Source organism: Cognatishimia activa (assembly GCF_001458335.1).
In the GTDB taxonomy this organism is placed as follows: Bacteria; Pseudomonadota; Alphaproteobacteria; order Rhodobacterales; family Rhodobacteraceae; genus Cognatishimia; species Cognatishimia activa.
Genome location: NZ_CYTO01000002.1, coordinates 63,671 through 79,329, shown reverse-complemented (window position 1 = coordinate 79,329; position 15,659 = coordinate 63,671). Strand labels below are relative to the sequence as shown.

At 53.8% G+C, this 15,659-nt stretch carries 17 protein-coding genes; 8 read left to right on the top strand and 9 right to left on the bottom strand.

Features of this window, described 5'->3' with window-relative positions; translation table 11 throughout:
* Window positions 1-273 precede the first annotated feature (273 nt).
* The gene (locus TA5113_RS00510) at window positions 274-711 is read right to left on the bottom strand and encodes a hypothetical protein (protein WP_082625758.1); all 438 of its coding nucleotides are present in this window, start codon (window positions 709-711) and stop codon (window positions 274-276) included.
* Window positions 712-819: 108 nt separating this feature from the next.
* On the opposite strand from TA5113_RS00510, the gene TA5113_RS00505 reads away from it, so the two are divergent.
* Window positions 820-1,821 (top strand): GT-B fold glycosyltransferase domain-containing protein, encoded by a 1,002-nt coding sequence (locus TA5113_RS00505; RefSeq protein ID WP_058313317.1) that lies wholly within the window; start codon window positions 820-822, stop codon window positions 1,819-1,821.
* A gap of 77 nt (window positions 1,822-1,898) precedes the next feature.
* Window positions 1,899-3,191 carry an O-acetylhomoserine aminocarboxypropyltransferase/cysteine synthase family protein gene (locus TA5113_RS00500; protein ID WP_058313316.1) on the top strand — a complete coding sequence of 431 codons (1,293 nt, stop codon included), beginning with the start codon at window positions 1,899-1,901 and terminating at the stop codon, window positions 3,189-3,191.
* Window positions 3,192-3,239: 48 nt separating this feature from the next.
* On the opposite strand, the gene TA5113_RS00495 is transcribed toward TA5113_RS00500, so the two are convergent.
* A complete protein-coding gene (locus TA5113_RS00495; RefSeq protein WP_131726464.1) occupies window positions 3,240-3,854 on the bottom strand; it encodes an SIMPL domain-containing protein in 615 nt (204 codons plus the stop codon).
* A 239-nt stretch (window positions 3,855-4,093) separates the two neighbouring features.
* Here TA5113_RS00495 and TA5113_RS00485 point away from each other — a divergent pair, with 239 nt between their 5' ends.
* A complete protein-coding gene (locus TA5113_RS00485) occupies window positions 4,094-6,283 on the top strand; it encodes a hypothetical protein (protein WP_058313314.1) in 2,190 nt (729 codons plus the stop codon).
* A 226-nt stretch (window positions 6,284-6,509) separates the two neighbouring features.
* Complete coding sequence (locus TA5113_RS00480) at window positions 6,510-6,839, top strand: universal stress protein (protein WP_258953909.1); 330 nt, start codon at window positions 6,510-6,512, stop codon at window positions 6,837-6,839.
* A 55-nt stretch (window positions 6,840-6,894) separates the two neighbouring features.
* Here TA5113_RS00480 and hppD read toward each other — a convergent pair whose 3' ends face one another.
* Window positions 6,895-8,004: a 4-hydroxyphenylpyruvate dioxygenase gene (hppD, locus tag TA5113_RS00475; protein WP_058313312.1), complete on the bottom strand. Its 1,110-nt coding sequence runs from the start codon at window positions 8,002-8,004 to the stop codon at window positions 6,895-6,897.
* A 146-nt stretch (window positions 8,005-8,150) separates the two neighbouring features.
* On the opposite strand from hppD, the gene TA5113_RS00470 reads away from it, so the two are divergent.
* On the top strand, window positions 8,151-8,606 hold the full coding sequence (locus tag TA5113_RS00470) for an Lrp/AsnC family transcriptional regulator (protein WP_058313311.1): 456 nt from the start codon (window positions 8,151-8,153) through the stop codon (window positions 8,604-8,606).
* 27 nt (window positions 8,607-8,633) lie between these two features.
* Window positions 8,634-10,511: a monovalent cation:proton antiporter-2 (CPA2) family protein gene (locus TA5113_RS00465; RefSeq protein WP_058316563.1), complete on the top strand. Its 1,878-nt coding sequence runs from the start codon at window positions 8,634-8,636 to the stop codon at window positions 10,509-10,511.
* Here TA5113_RS00465 and cobT read toward each other — a convergent pair whose 3' ends face one another.
* The gene (cobT, locus tag TA5113_RS00460) at window positions 10,512-11,522 is read right to left on the bottom strand and encodes a nicotinate-nucleotide--dimethylbenzimidazole phosphoribosyltransferase (protein ID WP_058313327.1); all 1,011 of its coding nucleotides are present in this window, start codon (window positions 11,520-11,522) and stop codon (window positions 10,512-10,514) included.
* 79 nt (window positions 11,523-11,601) lie between these two features.
* On the opposite strand from cobT, the gene cobS reads away from it, so the two are divergent.
* Window positions 11,602-12,348 (top strand): adenosylcobinamide-GDP ribazoletransferase, encoded by a 747-nt coding sequence (gene cobS / locus TA5113_RS00455; protein WP_058313326.1) that lies wholly within the window; start codon window positions 11,602-11,604, stop codon window positions 12,346-12,348.
* Here cobS and TA5113_RS00450 read toward each other — a convergent pair.
* Together TA5113_RS00450 and TA5113_RS00445 are read right to left on the bottom strand one after the other, a co-directional pair.
* Entirely contained in the window at window positions 12,345-12,644 is a 300-nt protein-coding gene (locus tag TA5113_RS00450) for an AzlD family protein (RefSeq protein ID WP_058313309.1), read from the bottom strand. The genes cobS and TA5113_RS00450 overlap by 4 nt on opposite strands.
* Window positions 12,637-13,344: an AzlC family ABC transporter permease gene (locus tag TA5113_RS00445; protein WP_058313325.1), complete on the bottom strand. Its 708-nt coding sequence runs from the start codon at window positions 13,342-13,344 to the stop codon at window positions 12,637-12,639. Before TA5113_RS00445 ends, TA5113_RS00450 begins: the two co-directional genes overlap by 8 nt.
* A gap of 107 nt (window positions 13,345-13,451) precedes the next feature.
* Between TA5113_RS00445 and TA5113_RS00440 the strand changes: the two genes are divergently transcribed.
* Window positions 13,452-14,000 carry a helix-turn-helix domain-containing protein gene (locus tag TA5113_RS00440; protein WP_058313308.1) on the top strand — a complete coding sequence of 183 codons (549 nt, stop codon included), beginning with the start codon at window positions 13,452-13,454 and terminating at the stop codon, window positions 13,998-14,000.
* Between the two features lie 71 nt (window positions 14,001-14,071).
* On the opposite strand, the gene TA5113_RS00435 is transcribed toward TA5113_RS00440, so the two are convergent.
* The 3 genes from TA5113_RS00435 to TA5113_RS00425 all read right to left on the bottom strand — a co-directional run bounded on the left by TA5113_RS00435 (window position 14,072) and on the right by TA5113_RS00425 (window position 15,655).
* A complete protein-coding gene (locus TA5113_RS00435) occupies window positions 14,072-14,581 on the bottom strand; it encodes a CarD family transcriptional regulator (RefSeq protein WP_058313307.1) in 510 nt (169 codons plus the stop codon).
* A 273-nt stretch (window positions 14,582-14,854) separates the two neighbouring features.
* A complete protein-coding gene (fdxA, locus tag TA5113_RS00430; RefSeq protein WP_058313305.1) occupies window positions 14,855-15,193 on the bottom strand; it encodes a ferredoxin FdxA in 339 nt (112 codons plus the stop codon).
* A gap of 84 nt (window positions 15,194-15,277) precedes the next feature.
* The gene (locus tag TA5113_RS00425) at window positions 15,278-15,655 is read right to left on the bottom strand and encodes an RNA-binding S4 domain-containing protein (RefSeq protein WP_058313304.1); all 378 of its coding nucleotides are present in this window, start codon (window positions 15,653-15,655) and stop codon (window positions 15,278-15,280) included.
* Window positions 15,656-15,659 lie beyond the last annotated feature (4 nt).

The following is a 15,659-nucleotide window of genomic DNA, read 5'->3' as shown; positions in this document are numbered from 1 at the left end:
AAGGGGGTTCTAAGAGTAACTCACCATAGCCGCAAGAGGTTTTTTCAGGAAAAATCACATTTCCTTCAAAAAACTCATAAATCATTGTTTTTAAAGCAAATAAAAGAGATCAAGCCTCTTGATCTGTAAGAAAACAATAGCACTGCCCCCACTCTCCTGGGCCTTTTGTTGCGTTATCCACAGACTCGCATGCCTAGAAGTTGATTTTTCGCCCGGAATCGGCCCGGATTTCTCCGGAATCGCGTCGAGCTCAACCCTCACCCTAAGCAAGTCCTAAGGAATCAAAACCGCGTTGCGCTGAAACTCAGCGCTCTCCGTGCTAAGGTCATCATAGAGCAGTTCAATCGTCACCGTCTGAACTGACTTCAACGGAAGCACCGTATATATGTCTGCCCCGTCAGGAATAACGCCAACCGCATGGGTTGCCGCATCACAATCCGGGAATGGCCAAGACTTTTGCGCACCACCATTAACCGAATACCGGATCTCATAAAGGCCACAGCGCCAGCTTAAGAGATGCGTAAAATAGATCAGGTCCTGCCCTTCCCATTCACGCACCGCAATCCAACTTGATTTCGTTGCCCCGAGGATCGGCTTCACTTCTGTGGCATTCAAAAACTTGCCGGTTGGTGTTTGATCTTCCGCAGCACGATCTTGTGCGCAAGCCGGACCTGCAGCCAATGCCAAACAAATCACTCTTAATATACGCACAAAAAACCTCCGCCTCTCCAAATGAGTCCATCAACGCTGAAACTATCTTGGCGCAAAAGGTGTTTTTTCTGTAAGGTTTTTTTAAACAATCGAGCAAAGATCAAAAAAATGACCCAGTTGGCAGCCCCTCAGACCTTTAACCTATTGCTAATCGGTCAGGCAGGTCGACTGACCTATGAAGCAATCTTGCTACTGGCCTCTTTGCGGGCAAATGCCCCTGAATTCAAAGGCAAGGTCTTTGTCGCCCAACCGAGCGAAGGGCCGCTTTGGGAGAAGTCCCCGGAAATTCACAACAAAAACGCCCGTGACCTGATTGAAAAACTAGGCGGCGAAGTCATTACGTTTCCGAGCAACCATTTCGGCGCTGACTATCCAAACGGAAATAAGATCGAAGCATTGCTCGCCCTGCCCGAGGGCGAGCCGTTTCTTTTCTTAGATACGGATACGCTTATCACCGGCGATCTATCGCGCGTGCCCTTTGATTTTGAACGCCCCGGCGCGTCGTTGAAGGTCGAAGGCACCTGGCCCACCCCCCCGCTCTATGGTCCAGGCTACGCTGGTATATGGAAAGCACTCTATGATCGGTTTGGCTTGGACTTTGAAAGCTCGCTCGACCCGGAACAACCAGACGAGTATTGGCGCCGCTATCTCTATTTCAATGCCGGCTTCTTCTTCTACAAATGCCCGGTGGCCTTTGGAGAGAGGTATCTGGAATATGCATTGTCCATCCGTGATGACACACCGGAAGAGCTGGCCAGCCAAAAACTAACCCCATGGCTTGACCAAATCGCCCTGCCCCTTGTGATCCATTCCTTTGGCGGCGGGCGTGATGCGCTGCCAACTGGTTTGATGGATGGCGCGATCACCTGCCATTACCGATTGCTACCCCTTCTATATGCGCGTGAGGCAGATCATGTGGTGGAAGCACTAGAACAAGTAACCGCAGCAAACGATATCAAACGGGTCCTTAAGCAATATGACCCCTTTAAGTTCATGATTTACCACGGACGCGGGCAAAAAGCGCGCGCATTGTTTGATCGCGAGAAGCTTCCGCGTAAAGAACAGGCCATTCGGAATAAGTTGCGCCGCAATGGATATTGGATGCGCTAAGCTTTGAATTGATCTTTTCGTTGATTGGACGCTGTACGCACTCTACACCTTCTGAGGATACTGCTCTGGAGGAATAAATGTCTGAAGATCGCAAGCTTGCATTTGAAACACTGCAAATTCATGCAGGCGCTAACCCTGACCCAGCAACGGGTGCGCGCCAAACCCCAATTTATCAATCGACCGCTTTTGTGTTCCGTGATGCTGAACACGCGGCCAACCTCTTTAATCTTGCAGAAGTTGGTTACATCTATTCCCGCCTGACCAACCCAACGGTTGCAGCACTGGCGGAACGCATCACTCATCTAGAAGGCGGGGCGGGCGGCATTTGCTGTTCCTCCGGTCACGCGGCTCAGATTATGGCGCTTTTCCCGCTGATGGGTCCGGGCTGTAACGTTGTTGCGTCCACCAAGCTCTATGGCGGCACCGTTACTCAGCTGAGCCAAACCATCAAACGCTTTGGCTGGTCCGCGAAATTCGTAGACTTTGACGATGAAGCAGCGGTGGCCGCAGCGATTGATGACGACACCCGTGCAGTTTTCTGTGAATCCATCGCCAACCCGGGCGGCTACATCACTGACATTCCAGCGATTGCAGCCATTGCGGACAAAGCAGGCATCCCGCTGATCGTGGATAACACATCCGCGACTCCTTACCTCTGTAACCCCATCGAGCTGGGCGCGACATTGGTTGTGCATTCCACCACCAAATACCTGACCGGCAACGGTACCGTGACCGGTGGCGCAGTCATTGACAGCGGCAAGTTTGACTGGATGCAGAACGACAAATTCCCATCCTTGTCTAAACCAGAGCCTGCCTATCACGGCCTCTGCTTTGGTGAGGCGCTTGGCCCAATGGCCTTCACTTTCCACTCAATCGCCGTCGGTCTGCGTGACCTTGGCATGACCATGAACCCGCAGGGTGCTCATTATACTCTGATGGGTATTGAGACGCTTTCTCTGCGCATGGACAAGCACGTCGCGAATGCCAAGAAAGTAGCTACATGGCTCGAGAATGATGACCGCATCGACTATGTCACCTATGCTGGGCTTGAGAGCTCTCCTTACTTCGGTCGCATCGATAAAATCTGCCCGAAAGGGGCTGGCGCACTGTTCACCTTCGCGGTGAAAGGCGGCTATGACGCCTGTGTGAAACTGGTGGATAGCCTTGAGCTGTTTAGCCATGTAGCGAACTTGGGCGACACACGCTCTTTGATCATCCACTCTGCGTCCACCACCCACCGCCAGCTGACCCCAGAGCAGCAAGAAGCGGCTGGGGCAAGCCCGAACGTGGTACGCGTGTCTATCGGCATTGAAGATGCGGATGATATCATTGCAGACTTGGATCAGGCGCTCACCAAAGCGACCGCTTAATCCCAATTTTGAATGTCTGAGGGCCGCTATCAAAGCGGCCCTTTTTTGTTAATCTTCAGCAATCTCAAACACAATTGAAACTATCGCCTGCGTGGAAAGCTCTCCAGAGGCGATGGGCACTCCAGAATCCATTGCCATCTCAGTGCGCGCCATAAAACGCGGCTGCGGCATCGAAATCCCGCCTTCATTGATAGATTTAATATCGCCAAGCTCGACACCAGCTGCTTCGGCGTAAAGCGTTGCTTTCGCCACGGCGTCTTCCACCGCTTTACGGCGGGCTTCGTTCATTGCTTCGCTTGGGTCCTGCAAACCAAAGCTCAAACCATTGAACGCATTCACCCCATCGCTGACCATCTCATCCAGCGCTTTGCCAAGGATTTCGAGGTCCCGAATTCGGACGGTCATCTGGTTGCCCGCCTCATACCCTTTGATACGCGCTACGTCGATACGGTTATTCCCGTGTTCCCAAACCGGATTTAGATAGAGGCTGCCGGTTTGCATATCGCGCGGTTCCACACCCAAACGCTCCATAATTGCCAGTGCGGCTTGGGTACGTTTGTTTACTTCGTCCATGGCCTCACGTGCTGTGAAAGCTTGGTAGCGTGCGCCCAAGGTGATCACCGCCATATCCGGCGCCTGCTCCACAACACCTCGCCCTTGCACGGCGATCTCCCCGCCTCACCCATAACAGGAACGCTTAGCGCGGCCACAACCGCAAAATTCTTCAGGATCTGCATCAAATGCTCCCTCCGCTTTTGACTTTCCTCCAAACTAAGACCTTGTCGGCTAAAATGCTTGGGGATAAGGGCCTTTTTCTTCCCCTTCGGCAATTTCCTGCTATAAATCCAGCCCATAGCGGGCGAATTCTTTTGCCTGTCGCGCACGAGTGGTAGAGCCAAACTATGAAACCAGACTATGCCTTGTCCCTCTCGCTTGACGGCATCAAGTTCCTGTGTCGAGTCGACGGGGGCTGGCACCAGCTTGGCGATGTGCCTTTGGAGCATGCGGACCTCAATGGCGCTCTATCAGAGTTGCGCGGCTTGGGCGAAGATCATGCCGGTGGCGATGCGCTGTGCAAGATCATCCTTCCGAATGACCAAATCAAATACCTAACGCTCGATGATGTGACTGGTGACCAAGACGCGGCTATCGCAGAAGCTCTGGAATCGGCTACGCCATACGCTTTGGACGAACTCGCCTATGATTTCGTGGAAACAAATGGCGGTGTTCAGATAGCCGCTGTGGCACGAGAAACCCTGGGTGAGGCATTGGATTTTGCAACGGAACATGGGTTCCAGCCGGTTAGCTTCACATCTATTCCGCGCGCTGATCAGTTCGATGCCGAGCCTTTCTTTGGCACAACGCCAAATGCTCAAACTCTCGTCGATGACGCGAATGACGTAAGCCCAGATGATACACCCGTTTTTGTCGTGTCAGAAGGTCCACTTCCGGAAACCACTCCTGAACCTGCTCCGTCTTTCGCAAGTTCACGCCTGATCGCAACTCCATCGACAAACGCCGAGGAGAGCGCGACGGCAGCGAAACTTGGCGGAGCGACGCGTGGCGCGGACGTTTCGGAAAGGCCCAAAACGAATGGTCCAGATCCGCTCGACGCCGCCGCAGAACCAGACAACCCTCTCGCGGCCCAGGAGCCTCGGTTTGACCCAGCGACGCTCATAGCGGGCCTTAAAAACCGCCCAGAGCCGTCGAGCGAACCACGAGCGCGTGGTGCAGCTCGGTCAACCGAGGTTGACAACCGTGTCGCACCAACTGGGCCTGCGACGGTCGGCAAAACCAACACACATATTGATGGCCTTGCGAAAGGAATCAAGACGGTCCAAAGCGAACCAACCGTTCGGGGAAAACCGCGTTATTTAGGCGCGGTGTTGGTCATCATTCTTCTGGCATTCATGGCCGGCGTCGCGATTTGGGCATCGTTGTCTTCTACAGATGGCGTGACCGGTTTCTTTTCGCCGAGCAAAACTATCGACACGATCCCACTCGATAGCCAAACCACGGAAGAGTTTGAAACGACCGCGCTCCCACCGGTTTCTAACGATACGATTACCGACACCGCCGAAATCGAAGCGATGGACGACAATGAAGGCATATTGATCGATCCTGTCCTAGACGCAGCGGTCCTCACACCAGGCGGGGACGCGCTTTACGCCGCCACGGGAATCTGGGACCGAGCGCCATCGCAACCTGTATCCCCAAACAGCGAGACCTCCGAGGCCATCTATCTGGCCAGCTTTGAGCCGATGCAACAAACCCACGACGCCATCGCTCTGCCAACACCGGAAAGCTTTGGCGTGGACACAGCAATTGCTCGGCAACTGGACCCAGTCGCTGCTGGTGTCACGTTTGAGTTCGATGAGCAGGGTCTGGTGATTGCAACAGCAGCCGGTGCTTTATCACCTGAAGGTTTCAAGGTCTTTCTCGGCAAGCCTGCTGTGGTGCCTGCGTCGTTCCCCGTCAGAACCGAGGTTCAGGAAGAGACAGAAGTTGTAGAAACCCCGAGTGAGGTCTCTCGACTGGCAGCGTTCCGACCGAAGCTGCGCCCGACCGATTTGATCGAACAAAACGAGCGCGCAACATTGGGGGGTAGCACCCTTTCTGAAATCGCACGTATTCGCCCAAAACTGCGCCCGGAACGCCCAGAGCCATCTGTGCAAGTCGCGTCGATCGATCCAAGCGACATTCAGGCTGCGACAGATCAAGCGGTCCTTGCATCGATCCGTCCGAAAAGCCGCCCTGCTAATTTTGCTGCGACCGTAAAACAGCAACAAGAACGCCAGGCCTCAATCGCTGTGCCAAGAACCGAACGGGTTGCGCCCAGCATACCAACGACTGCCTCGGTGGCGCGCAACGCGACCCAAGAGAACGCGATTAACCTGCGCAAGGTAAATCTCATCGGGGTTTATGGCGCATCAAATGACCGCCGCGCGCTCGTTCGGTTGTCGAGTGGCCGCTATAAAAAGGTCGAAGTCGGAGACCGGATCGACGGCGGCAAAGTAGCCGCAATCAGCAATTCAGAACTGCGTTACGTCAAAGGCGGACGGACGATTGTACTGAAGATGCCTCGGGGCTAACGCACCAAAAACACCCTAATTCCTAAAAAAGCAAAACTGACTTGGATCAAAGTCGTTTGGGGCCAGTGACCTTAATCTGACTCCATACCGCATCCGTGTTCTCACTTTTTGTGCCCACAGATGTATCCGGAAACTATGGAGGTCAGTCATGTACAACTCTATTCTCGTTCCCATCGCGCCAGATCACGCGACTTCGTAAAAACCCGCCATAGCGGCGGCTCGGAAATTGGCTAGTGAAGACGCGGAGATCATCGCACTTACGGTGCTTGATGAAATCCCAGAATTCGTCGCCGCGCAGATTCCGCATGAAATCTATAAAAATCGTGTCATTGAAGCGGAGAATGATCTGAGAAACGAAATCGGGGATGCGGCGGATGTTACGCCTGTCGTGGTTTCGGGTCATAGTTATCGCAGCATTCTGGATTATGCTGACCGTAAGAATTGTGAATGCATTGTCATTACGTCTCATCAGCCAGAATTCAGTGACTTTCTGATCGGCTCGACAGCAGCGCGTGTGGTGCGTCACGCAAAGTGCAACGTCATGGTCCTGCGCTAAAGAAAACGGCGGGCAAAAAAGCCCGCCGACTTCCTCGGTTAAGCATCTGAAAACCCTACTCAGCGGCTTTCACCGCTCCATCGAGCTCGCCATTGTCGATTTGCTCCTGTTCAATGCTTTCAAACAGCGCTTTGAAGTTCCCTTCTCCAAACCCGTCATCGCCCTTGCGTTGTATGAATTCAAAAAAGATTGGGCCAATCACGGTCTTTGAGAAAATCTGCAACAAGATCTTCGTTTCACCGCCATCGACGACGCCTTCCCCATCAATCAAGATGCCGTGTTTCATCATCTTGTCTTTGGGTTCGTCATGACCGGTGACCCGATCATAAGAGAGATCGTAGTAGGTCTTTGGCGGTCCGGGCATGAATTTCACGCCTTTGTCAGCGATGCTATCCACGGATTGGTAAATGTCTTCGGAACCGACCGCGATGTGTTGGATGCCCTCTCCGTTATACTTCTTCAGATAAGCAACGATCTGGCCAGTTTCTCCGCGATCTTCGTTGATCGGAATGCGAATACGACCGCATGGGCTAGTCAATGCGCGAGAAAGCAGACCCGTGTATTTGCCCTCAATGTCAAAGAAGCGGATTTCTTTAAAGTTGAACAGGTCCCCGTAGAACTTGAACCAAGTATCCATATTCCCTTTGAAAACGTTGTGGGTCAGGTGATCCAAATAGTAAAACCCAACGCCGGCAGGCTTGGACAACGTGATCCAATCAAACTCTTCATTGAAAGGCGATGTGTCAAAGTACTGATCGGTGAAGTAAATCAATGAGCCACCAATGCCCTTGATTGCAGGCCAATCGAGCGTTTTATCGTCACCGTCGTATGGTTCTGCTCCGTTCGCCACCGCGTGATCAAATGCATGCTTTGCATCAACGACACGCCAGCCCATCGACGGCGCGCAAGGGCCGTGTTCGTCCACAAAGCGCATGCCAAAGCTACCGGGTTCATTGTTCAGGATGTAAGTAATATCGCCCTGCTGCCAAAGCTCCACCGCTTTGGTCTTGTGGTTGGCCACGTGAGTATAGCCCATACGCGTAAAACACGCGCGCAGCTCCTCGGGATCCGGGTGGGCAAATTCGACAAATTCGAAGCCATCGGTGCCTGCTGGGTTTTCTTCGGTGATCTCAGCGCGGGGTGCGTTATGTGGAAACGGGCCCATAAGATGCTCCTATTTTGGGTGATCATGTTCGCTGAATCGACCCTAACGACCGCGCAGAGCGTAAAATCCGCGAATTCACGTGCGGTACGTGAATTTTTCGCGTAACTTCTACCGAACAGACACATTTGACGCGAAAGTTGCGCATAATGCTTGATGAAATGGACAAAAGACTGCTTGCAGCTTTGCAAAAAGATGCGCACCTCACAGCAAACCAGCTCGGGGAGCTACTGCATCTGTCCCCGAGCCAAGCGGGTCGCCGTCGCCAGCGATTAGAGGCGGAAGGCTATATCAAAAGCTACGCAGCCAAACTTGACCCGCATCGGCTGGGGCTAAATGTGCAAGCCTTTGTGTTAATACAGCTCGGCACCCACGCCCCTGACAATTCTCGCAGCGTCGCACGCCTCATCGATACCCGGCCTGAAGTGATCAGTGCTTGGACGCTGACAGGAGAGGCAGATTATATGCTGCGGGTCTATTGTGCAGACCTTCAAGCGCTTAACGCCTTGATCCACGAGGTACTCTTGCCCCATCCTGCAGTTAGCCGCGTGCAAAGCCAAATCGTGATGGATCAATTCAAACACGACGCCCCTCTGCCGACCTGATCCAAACGACTTACCCCCGGAGCACCGATGGAAAGTTTCCTGATACAAGCCACCATGTTTCTTTGCGCCGCCGTATTGGCAGTCCCCTTGGCTGTGCGCTTTGGCATGGGCTCAGTGCTTGGCTACCTCATCGCGGGCATCGTGATCGGACCGATCTTTGGGTTTATTGGGGGCAGCGAAACCACCGATCTTCAGCATTTCGCGGAATTCGGCGTGGTTATGATGCTGTTTTTGATTGGCCTAGAGCTTGAACCCCGAGCGCTTTGGGACATGCGCCATAAGTTACTTGGGCTTGGTGGGCTGCAGATCACGCTAACCACATTGGCCATTGCTGGCGGCATGTTGTTCTTGGGTTATCAATGGAGTGTCTCTCTCGCAGTCGGTTTGATCTTCGCACTTTCATCAACCGCCATTGTTCTGCAGACCCTTGCAGAGAAAGGTCTGATGCAGACGTCCGGCGGACGGGCGACCTTCTCGGTCTTGTTGACTCAAGATATCGCAGTTATTCCGATGCTCGCATTCTTGCCCCTGCTCGCTTTGCCAGCCACGGTCACCCTAGCGCCCGATGGATCAGTGGCGCGGCCTTCCGATGCAGCCCATGATAGCCATCATTCGCTGTCGCTCGTCGAAGGCTTGCCCGCTTGGGGCGTCACACTCGTCACGCTTGCGGCTATTGTCGCCGTGATTTTGGCGGGGATATACCTCATCCGCCCGCTGTTTAAATTCATCGCAAGCGCTCATCTGCGCGAGATATACACCGCCACCGCATTGCTTATCGTAATTGGCATCGCGATGCTGATGACATTGGTGGGCCTGTCCCCTGCCCTTGGCACCTTCCTCGCCGGGGTCGTGCTGGCGAACTCAGAGTTCCGCCATGAGTTAGAAGCCGACATCGAACCCTTCAAAGGGCTATTATTGGGGCTCTTTTTCATCACGGTGGGTGCTCAGATTGATTTCAACAAACTGATCGCCGATCCGTTCAACATCCTCGGCCTGACATTCGCCGTCATAGCCATAAAAATGCTGATCCTGTTTGGGCTTGGCTTGCTCTTCAAGTTGAGACGCCGCAACCGGTGGCTCTTTGCACTGGGTCTCGCCCAAGCCGGTGAGTTTGGCTTTGTGCTGTTATCCTTCGCAGTCCAGCAACATGTGCTTCCGCAACCCCTTAGCGAGACACTTCTGTTGGTGGTCGCACTTTCCATGCTGATCACACCGCTCTTGTTCATTTTGTACGACATGCTGTCAAACCGCATGCATGAAGAGAAATCCGAAACCGCCGCAGATGAAATTGATGAAACGGGTCAGGTAATCATCGCAGGCATTGGGAGATTTGGTCAGATCGTCAACCGCCTCGTCCGCGGGTCCGGCTATGACACCGTGGTATTGGACCACAATATGGAAACCATTCAAGCCATGCGAAAGTTCGGCGTCAAAGGTTTCTTAGGCGACCCAACGCGCCCCGAATTGCTTCATGCCGCAGGCATAAGCGAAGCGCGTGTATTGGTTGTCGCTTTGGATGACCCAGCGGCCTGCGTAAAGCTTGTGGATTACGCACGCCGAGAGCGACCTGACTTACACATCGTCGCCCGGGCGCGCGATCGGGTCGAAGTGTTTAAACTCTTCCAAGCCGGCGCGGACGACATCGTGCGCGAGATGTTTGACAGTAGTCTGCGTGCAGGCCGATATGTGTTGGAAAACATTGGTCTCACGGAATACGAGGCCAGTCAGGCAGAACAGACATTCTACCACCACGACCGGCACGCCGTACGTGAACTTGCTTTGCTTTGGGATCCGGCGCGACCATCCTCGCAGAACCCGGACTATGTAAAGCGAGTGCAAGAATTGGAGGAAGACCTGCAGACCCTCCTCACAACTCAGTTGGAAAAGTCTAACGCGGCTGAGTGATCAGCCGTCAGACACCCCAGCTTCTGCGAAGGTCGCCATGCCAGAGTGGCAGGCCACTGCGGATTTCAGAATATTGATTGCCAACGCCCCGCCAGAGCCTTCGCCTAGACGCATATCCATCGCAAGAAGCGGCTCTTTGCCAAGGTTCTTAAGCGCGTTGAAATGGGCGTTTTCAGCAGAAACATGGCCCGCAACTGCATGGTCCAGAGCGGTTTGGTTTTCATCGGCTAGGGTCGCCGCAGCTGCCGTACAAATGAACCCATCCAAGATCACCGGGATGCGCGCGACACGCGCTTTTGCAATCGCGCCAGCCATGGCCGCCAATTCACGGCCACCGACACCGCGCAAGACTTCGAGCCCTGCACGATCCGGATTTGCCGCAAGCCCTGCGCGCACAACTCGCGCTTTAGTCGCAAGTCCTGCATCATCCACGCCGGTCCCACGACCAACCCAGTCTTCAGCTTCGCCGCCATAAAGGGCGTTCAAGATCGCCGCACCGGAGGTGGTGTTTCCAATCCCCATCTCACCAACCACAAGCAGGTCTGTTTCAGCATCAACCGCGTTCCAACCGGTCAGAAGCGCATCGACGGCCTCTTGCTCGCTCATCGCGGGGCCTTGGGTGAAATCAGCCGTCGGGAGATCCAATTCCAGAGCATGCACCGAAAGCTTTGCGCCTGCGGCATTGGACAATTGATTGATGGCCGCGCCGCCGTGCTGAAAGTTCAAGACCATCTGTTCGGTCACTTCAGGCGGAAATGCAGACACACCTTGTGCCGTCACGCCATGATTGCCCGCAAAAATAATCACCTGTGGGTTTTCGATCTTGGGCCGCGCATCGCCACGCCAACCCGCATACCAGATCGCTAACTCTTCCAGTCGCCCCAAAGCGCCCGGCGGTTTGGTCAATTGACCATTGCGATCCTGTGCGCCTTTTAGCGCAGATTCATCCGCGGATGGGGCCGCATCCAGCAGCGCTCGGAATTCCTCGAAGTTAGAAAAAGCGGCACTCATGATCGGCTCCTGTTGTGTCGGCATTGCCAAGCTGTTTACTTGATAGAACGCATGGAACAAGCCCGGAAAGGACATGCAAATGCAAAAGCACGACATGTCGGTTGTGACGTTGGGGGATATTCGCACCGCGATTGCGTTGCTCAGCCGTATTCCCTTGAAGGCCGAGTTTGATCGCAGCGCCAAAGCGGCCTGGGCATATCCGCTTGCGGGCATAGCCGTGTCGCTGATTGCAGGGCTGATCACGATGATTGGTCTTTGGGTTGGCTTGTCAGCACCCGTCGCAGCCGCGCTCTGGATCGGCGCAACCATCGTCCTGACCGGCGCCATGCATGAGGACGGACTAGCTGATTGCGCCGATGGGTTCTGGGGCGGTTTTGAAAAACCACGGCGTCTTGAGATCATGAAGGACAGCCAAATCGGAACCTATGGCGTGCTTGCCTTGGTTCTCTCAATCGGTTTGCGCTGGCTTCTCATTGCCGCGCTGATTGCAGCCGACAACTGGTTCTGGTCTCTGTTGGCCATCGAGACCCTCAGCCGAGCGGTCATGCCTTCAATCATGCATGCCCTGCCTCACGCGAGATCAGACGGTCTGTCCCACGCGCAAGGTCGCCCGCCCCTCAATTCAGCGGCAATCGCGGTGGCTATTGGCTTTGTGGTTGCGCTGTTCTGCCTTGGATGGGTCGCATTCAAAATCGCTGTCTTACTTGCCGTTGCCACCGCCGCGACCGCCAAATTGGCCGATATCAAAATCGGTGGTCAGACAGGAGATGTACTTGGAGCAAGCCAGCAATTCGCAATGATCATTGCTTTGATGATCCTCGCCTAGACACCGGCGATCTGGCGCATCATGGCCAATGCGAGCACGGCAAGCGCAAGAGATGGCAACATGGAAAAACGCAGCGACAGCAAACACACCAGCACAATGGCTACGGCTTCTGGCCAGCCCTCTGTCACCACGGTTGGCGCGACTAAGGCCGAAAGAACAGCGATCGGCACCGCGTTCAGCCCCGCCTCGATGCGGTGATGCACCGTGCCGAAATAGGTCATCAAGAGATGTCCTCCGCTGCGTACACCGTAGGTCAGCAATGCGCACAGAAATATTGTGAGATAAGGATCAGCCATGGGCCACCTCTTTGCTTTGCGGGCCTTCACTCAGGGCGGCAGCCGTAAGGATCCCACAAACGCCACCAAGCGTGATATGCCACGGACTGCCCAAGACGAAGTAAACAAGGAGTGAACTCGCTACGCTCACCGACAGAATTGCAAAGAACCTTGGCTTTTGGCGGAACCCAAAGACCAATACTGCAAAGAACATCGGCAAAATCAAATCCAAACCAAAACGGCTCGTATCTCCTAATAGGGGCCCAAACAACGCTCCCAGCAAGTTCGCAATCATCCAAGCGATGTAAACGCACGCAGCATAGGTGAAATAATAGGTCGGCGTGATTGGCGTCTTTGTATGGCGCGCCTCGCATGTGGCATATTGAGGGTCCACCAACAAAAAGAAGGCCAAGGCCTTTTGCATTGGCCCAAACTGATCAAGCCACCGCACAGACGCCGCAGAATAAAGCACATGGCGAAAGTTCACCGCCAAAACTGCAAGCAAGATCGACCAAAGCGCGACGCCTTCCAACATCAAATCCAGCATGACGTATTGGCTCGCCACAGCATAGATGCTTGCGGATGTGACCAGTAGCTCGGTCAGACTCAGCCCCTGATCAATCGCCAAAGCGCCAAACACGGCCGAGTATGGCGCGATTGCACTCGCAACGGGAAACACATCCCGAAGGGCATCTTTAATCTCTTTTCGCGTCTCAATCATGGAATCATTGACCGCCAAAACGAACACTGTTCGCCAAACTGAACACAATTGCTGCGTTTGTCAAATCGAACTATGATCGCCAAAACGAACAACCGCCGAGAGCAAACGTGAACCCATCAACCCTCATTGCCCGCGCGATTCAAAGAGAGCGCAACAAAGCTGGCATCAGCCTCACGGCGCTCGCAAACCAAGCGGGTTTGGCGAAATCCACGTTGTCTCAATTGGAATCCGGGCAAGGAAACCCAAGTATTGAAACGCTATGGGCCATCGCCGAGGTGCTGGGCGTGCCTTTTAGCCACCTTTTTGAGTTGCCCAGCAATGAGGTCAAACTGGTCCGTGCCGGAGAGGGTGAACAAGTCCCGTCCGAGGATGCTGACTTCGAAACCATCGTTTTAGATAAATGCCCGCCAAATCGGTGCCGTGACCTCTATCGCGCAACAATCACCAAGGGTCAGCCACGGCGCGCTGAGGCCCACCCCGCCGGAACCGTCGAACATGTCTTTGTGATTTCCGGGGAGGCTTCAATCGGCCCGGATGATGCAGCAGAAACCCTAAGACCCGGCGATTATTACCGCTATCCAGCCGATGTTAGCCATTTCTATGAAGCCAACACCGAAACCGTCATGCTGGTCGTTGTCATGGAGAGCCCCGCTTAGGCGCCACGCCAAAAGAAAAACCGCGCTCCTTCATGTTAAGGAACGCGGTCTAAATCAGTTTTAGGGCCGAATTACGCTGCGCGCGCGGTCAACACCTCGTCAACCTGCTTCGCCGCAAGCACTTCGTCGCCGCCAGCAACCGCAGCTACTTCGCGAGTCAGACGCTCAAGCGCCGCTTCATACAGCTGACGCTCAGAATAGCTTTGCTCGCGCTGATCATCGGTGCGGTGCAAATCACGGACCACCTCGGCGATCGCAATCAGATCACCAGAGTTGATCTTTTGTTCATACTCCTGCGCGCGGCGGGACCACATCGCGCGCTTCACCTTCGCTTTACCCTTCAGGGTCTTCATCGCTTGGTTGATCACGTCCGGAGAGCTCAGCCCACGCATACCGATTTCGGTCGCCTTATGGGTCGGAACTCGCAGAGTCATTTTGTCTTTTTCAAAAGAGATCACGAAAAGCTCTAGCTCAATGCCGGCAATTTCTTGTTCTTCAATCGAGACGATCTGCCCAACGCCATGTGCAGGGTAAACAACGTAATCGTTCGGGCGGAATTCGTTCTTCTTGGATTTGCTCATGCAGTCCTTCCTTACAGAGCGCGTCAGAGCAAAAAACTCCCTAGCGGAAAACATGTTCCGCCGGGTCGACAAGCTCTGGCGCAAAAAACCATCCGTGGCGGCAGCCGGCGGGATGGCATCGGTTGGTCATATATCTATGTCACATAAATATATCACAAAAATGGCATCAATAGAAGCGTAACACACAGAAACGCAGTGTTACCTCAGTGTTTTCAGTGCCTTAAGCTAATTCTGCGATGCAGAATCAACCGCAACAATTGCGAATCGCTTGCTTTAACCACCCTCACCTGGATTTGGTGAAAAATACTTCTCGAGCTTGTTTGGCTCGCCATCTTTTTCTTCATGTCCAGGCAACGGTTCTTTTTTGCTGATGATCACGGGCCAGATTTCAGAATATTTGCGATTAAATTCAACCCAGTCCTCCATATCCGGCTCGGTATCGGGACGGATCGCATCTGCAGGGCATTCTGGCTCGCAAACGCCACAATCAATGCACTCATCAGGGTGGATCACCAATGTGTTCTCCCCTTCATAGAAGCAATCCACAGGGCACACTTCCACACAATCCGTGTATTTACACGCAATGCAGTTATCTGTGACGACGTAAGTCATTGGTACTTTGATTTCCTAGAACACTGTCTTTAATCACGCTTTGGCTATGCCCAGATCGCGCATGCTTAGCTAATTCACCAAGACCTAATCTTCAAGACGGCTTGTTTTCATATTATCCAGACTGCGACGATCTCGCTTCGACGGACGACCTTTTCCTTCATATTTGGGGGCACGTGGCTGTTTTTCTTTGCGTTCTGTCAAATCAGTGTAGAGCGCTTGGGCTTCCGGCGCAGGTCCGCGTCGGGTTCCCAAAGCTGAAATGCGCACGACTCGGATTTCTTTGGCTTGCGGGAAGGTCAGCACATCTTCTGGGCCAACGGCATGGCTTGATTTTGCAATCTTCTGTCCGTTGACGCGGACATGTCCGCCACTGACGACCTTAGCAGCCAAAGACCGGGTTTTGAAAAACCTGGCATACCAAAGCCATTTGTCGACGCGGATTTTTGCTGGCTGGTCAGTCACGATA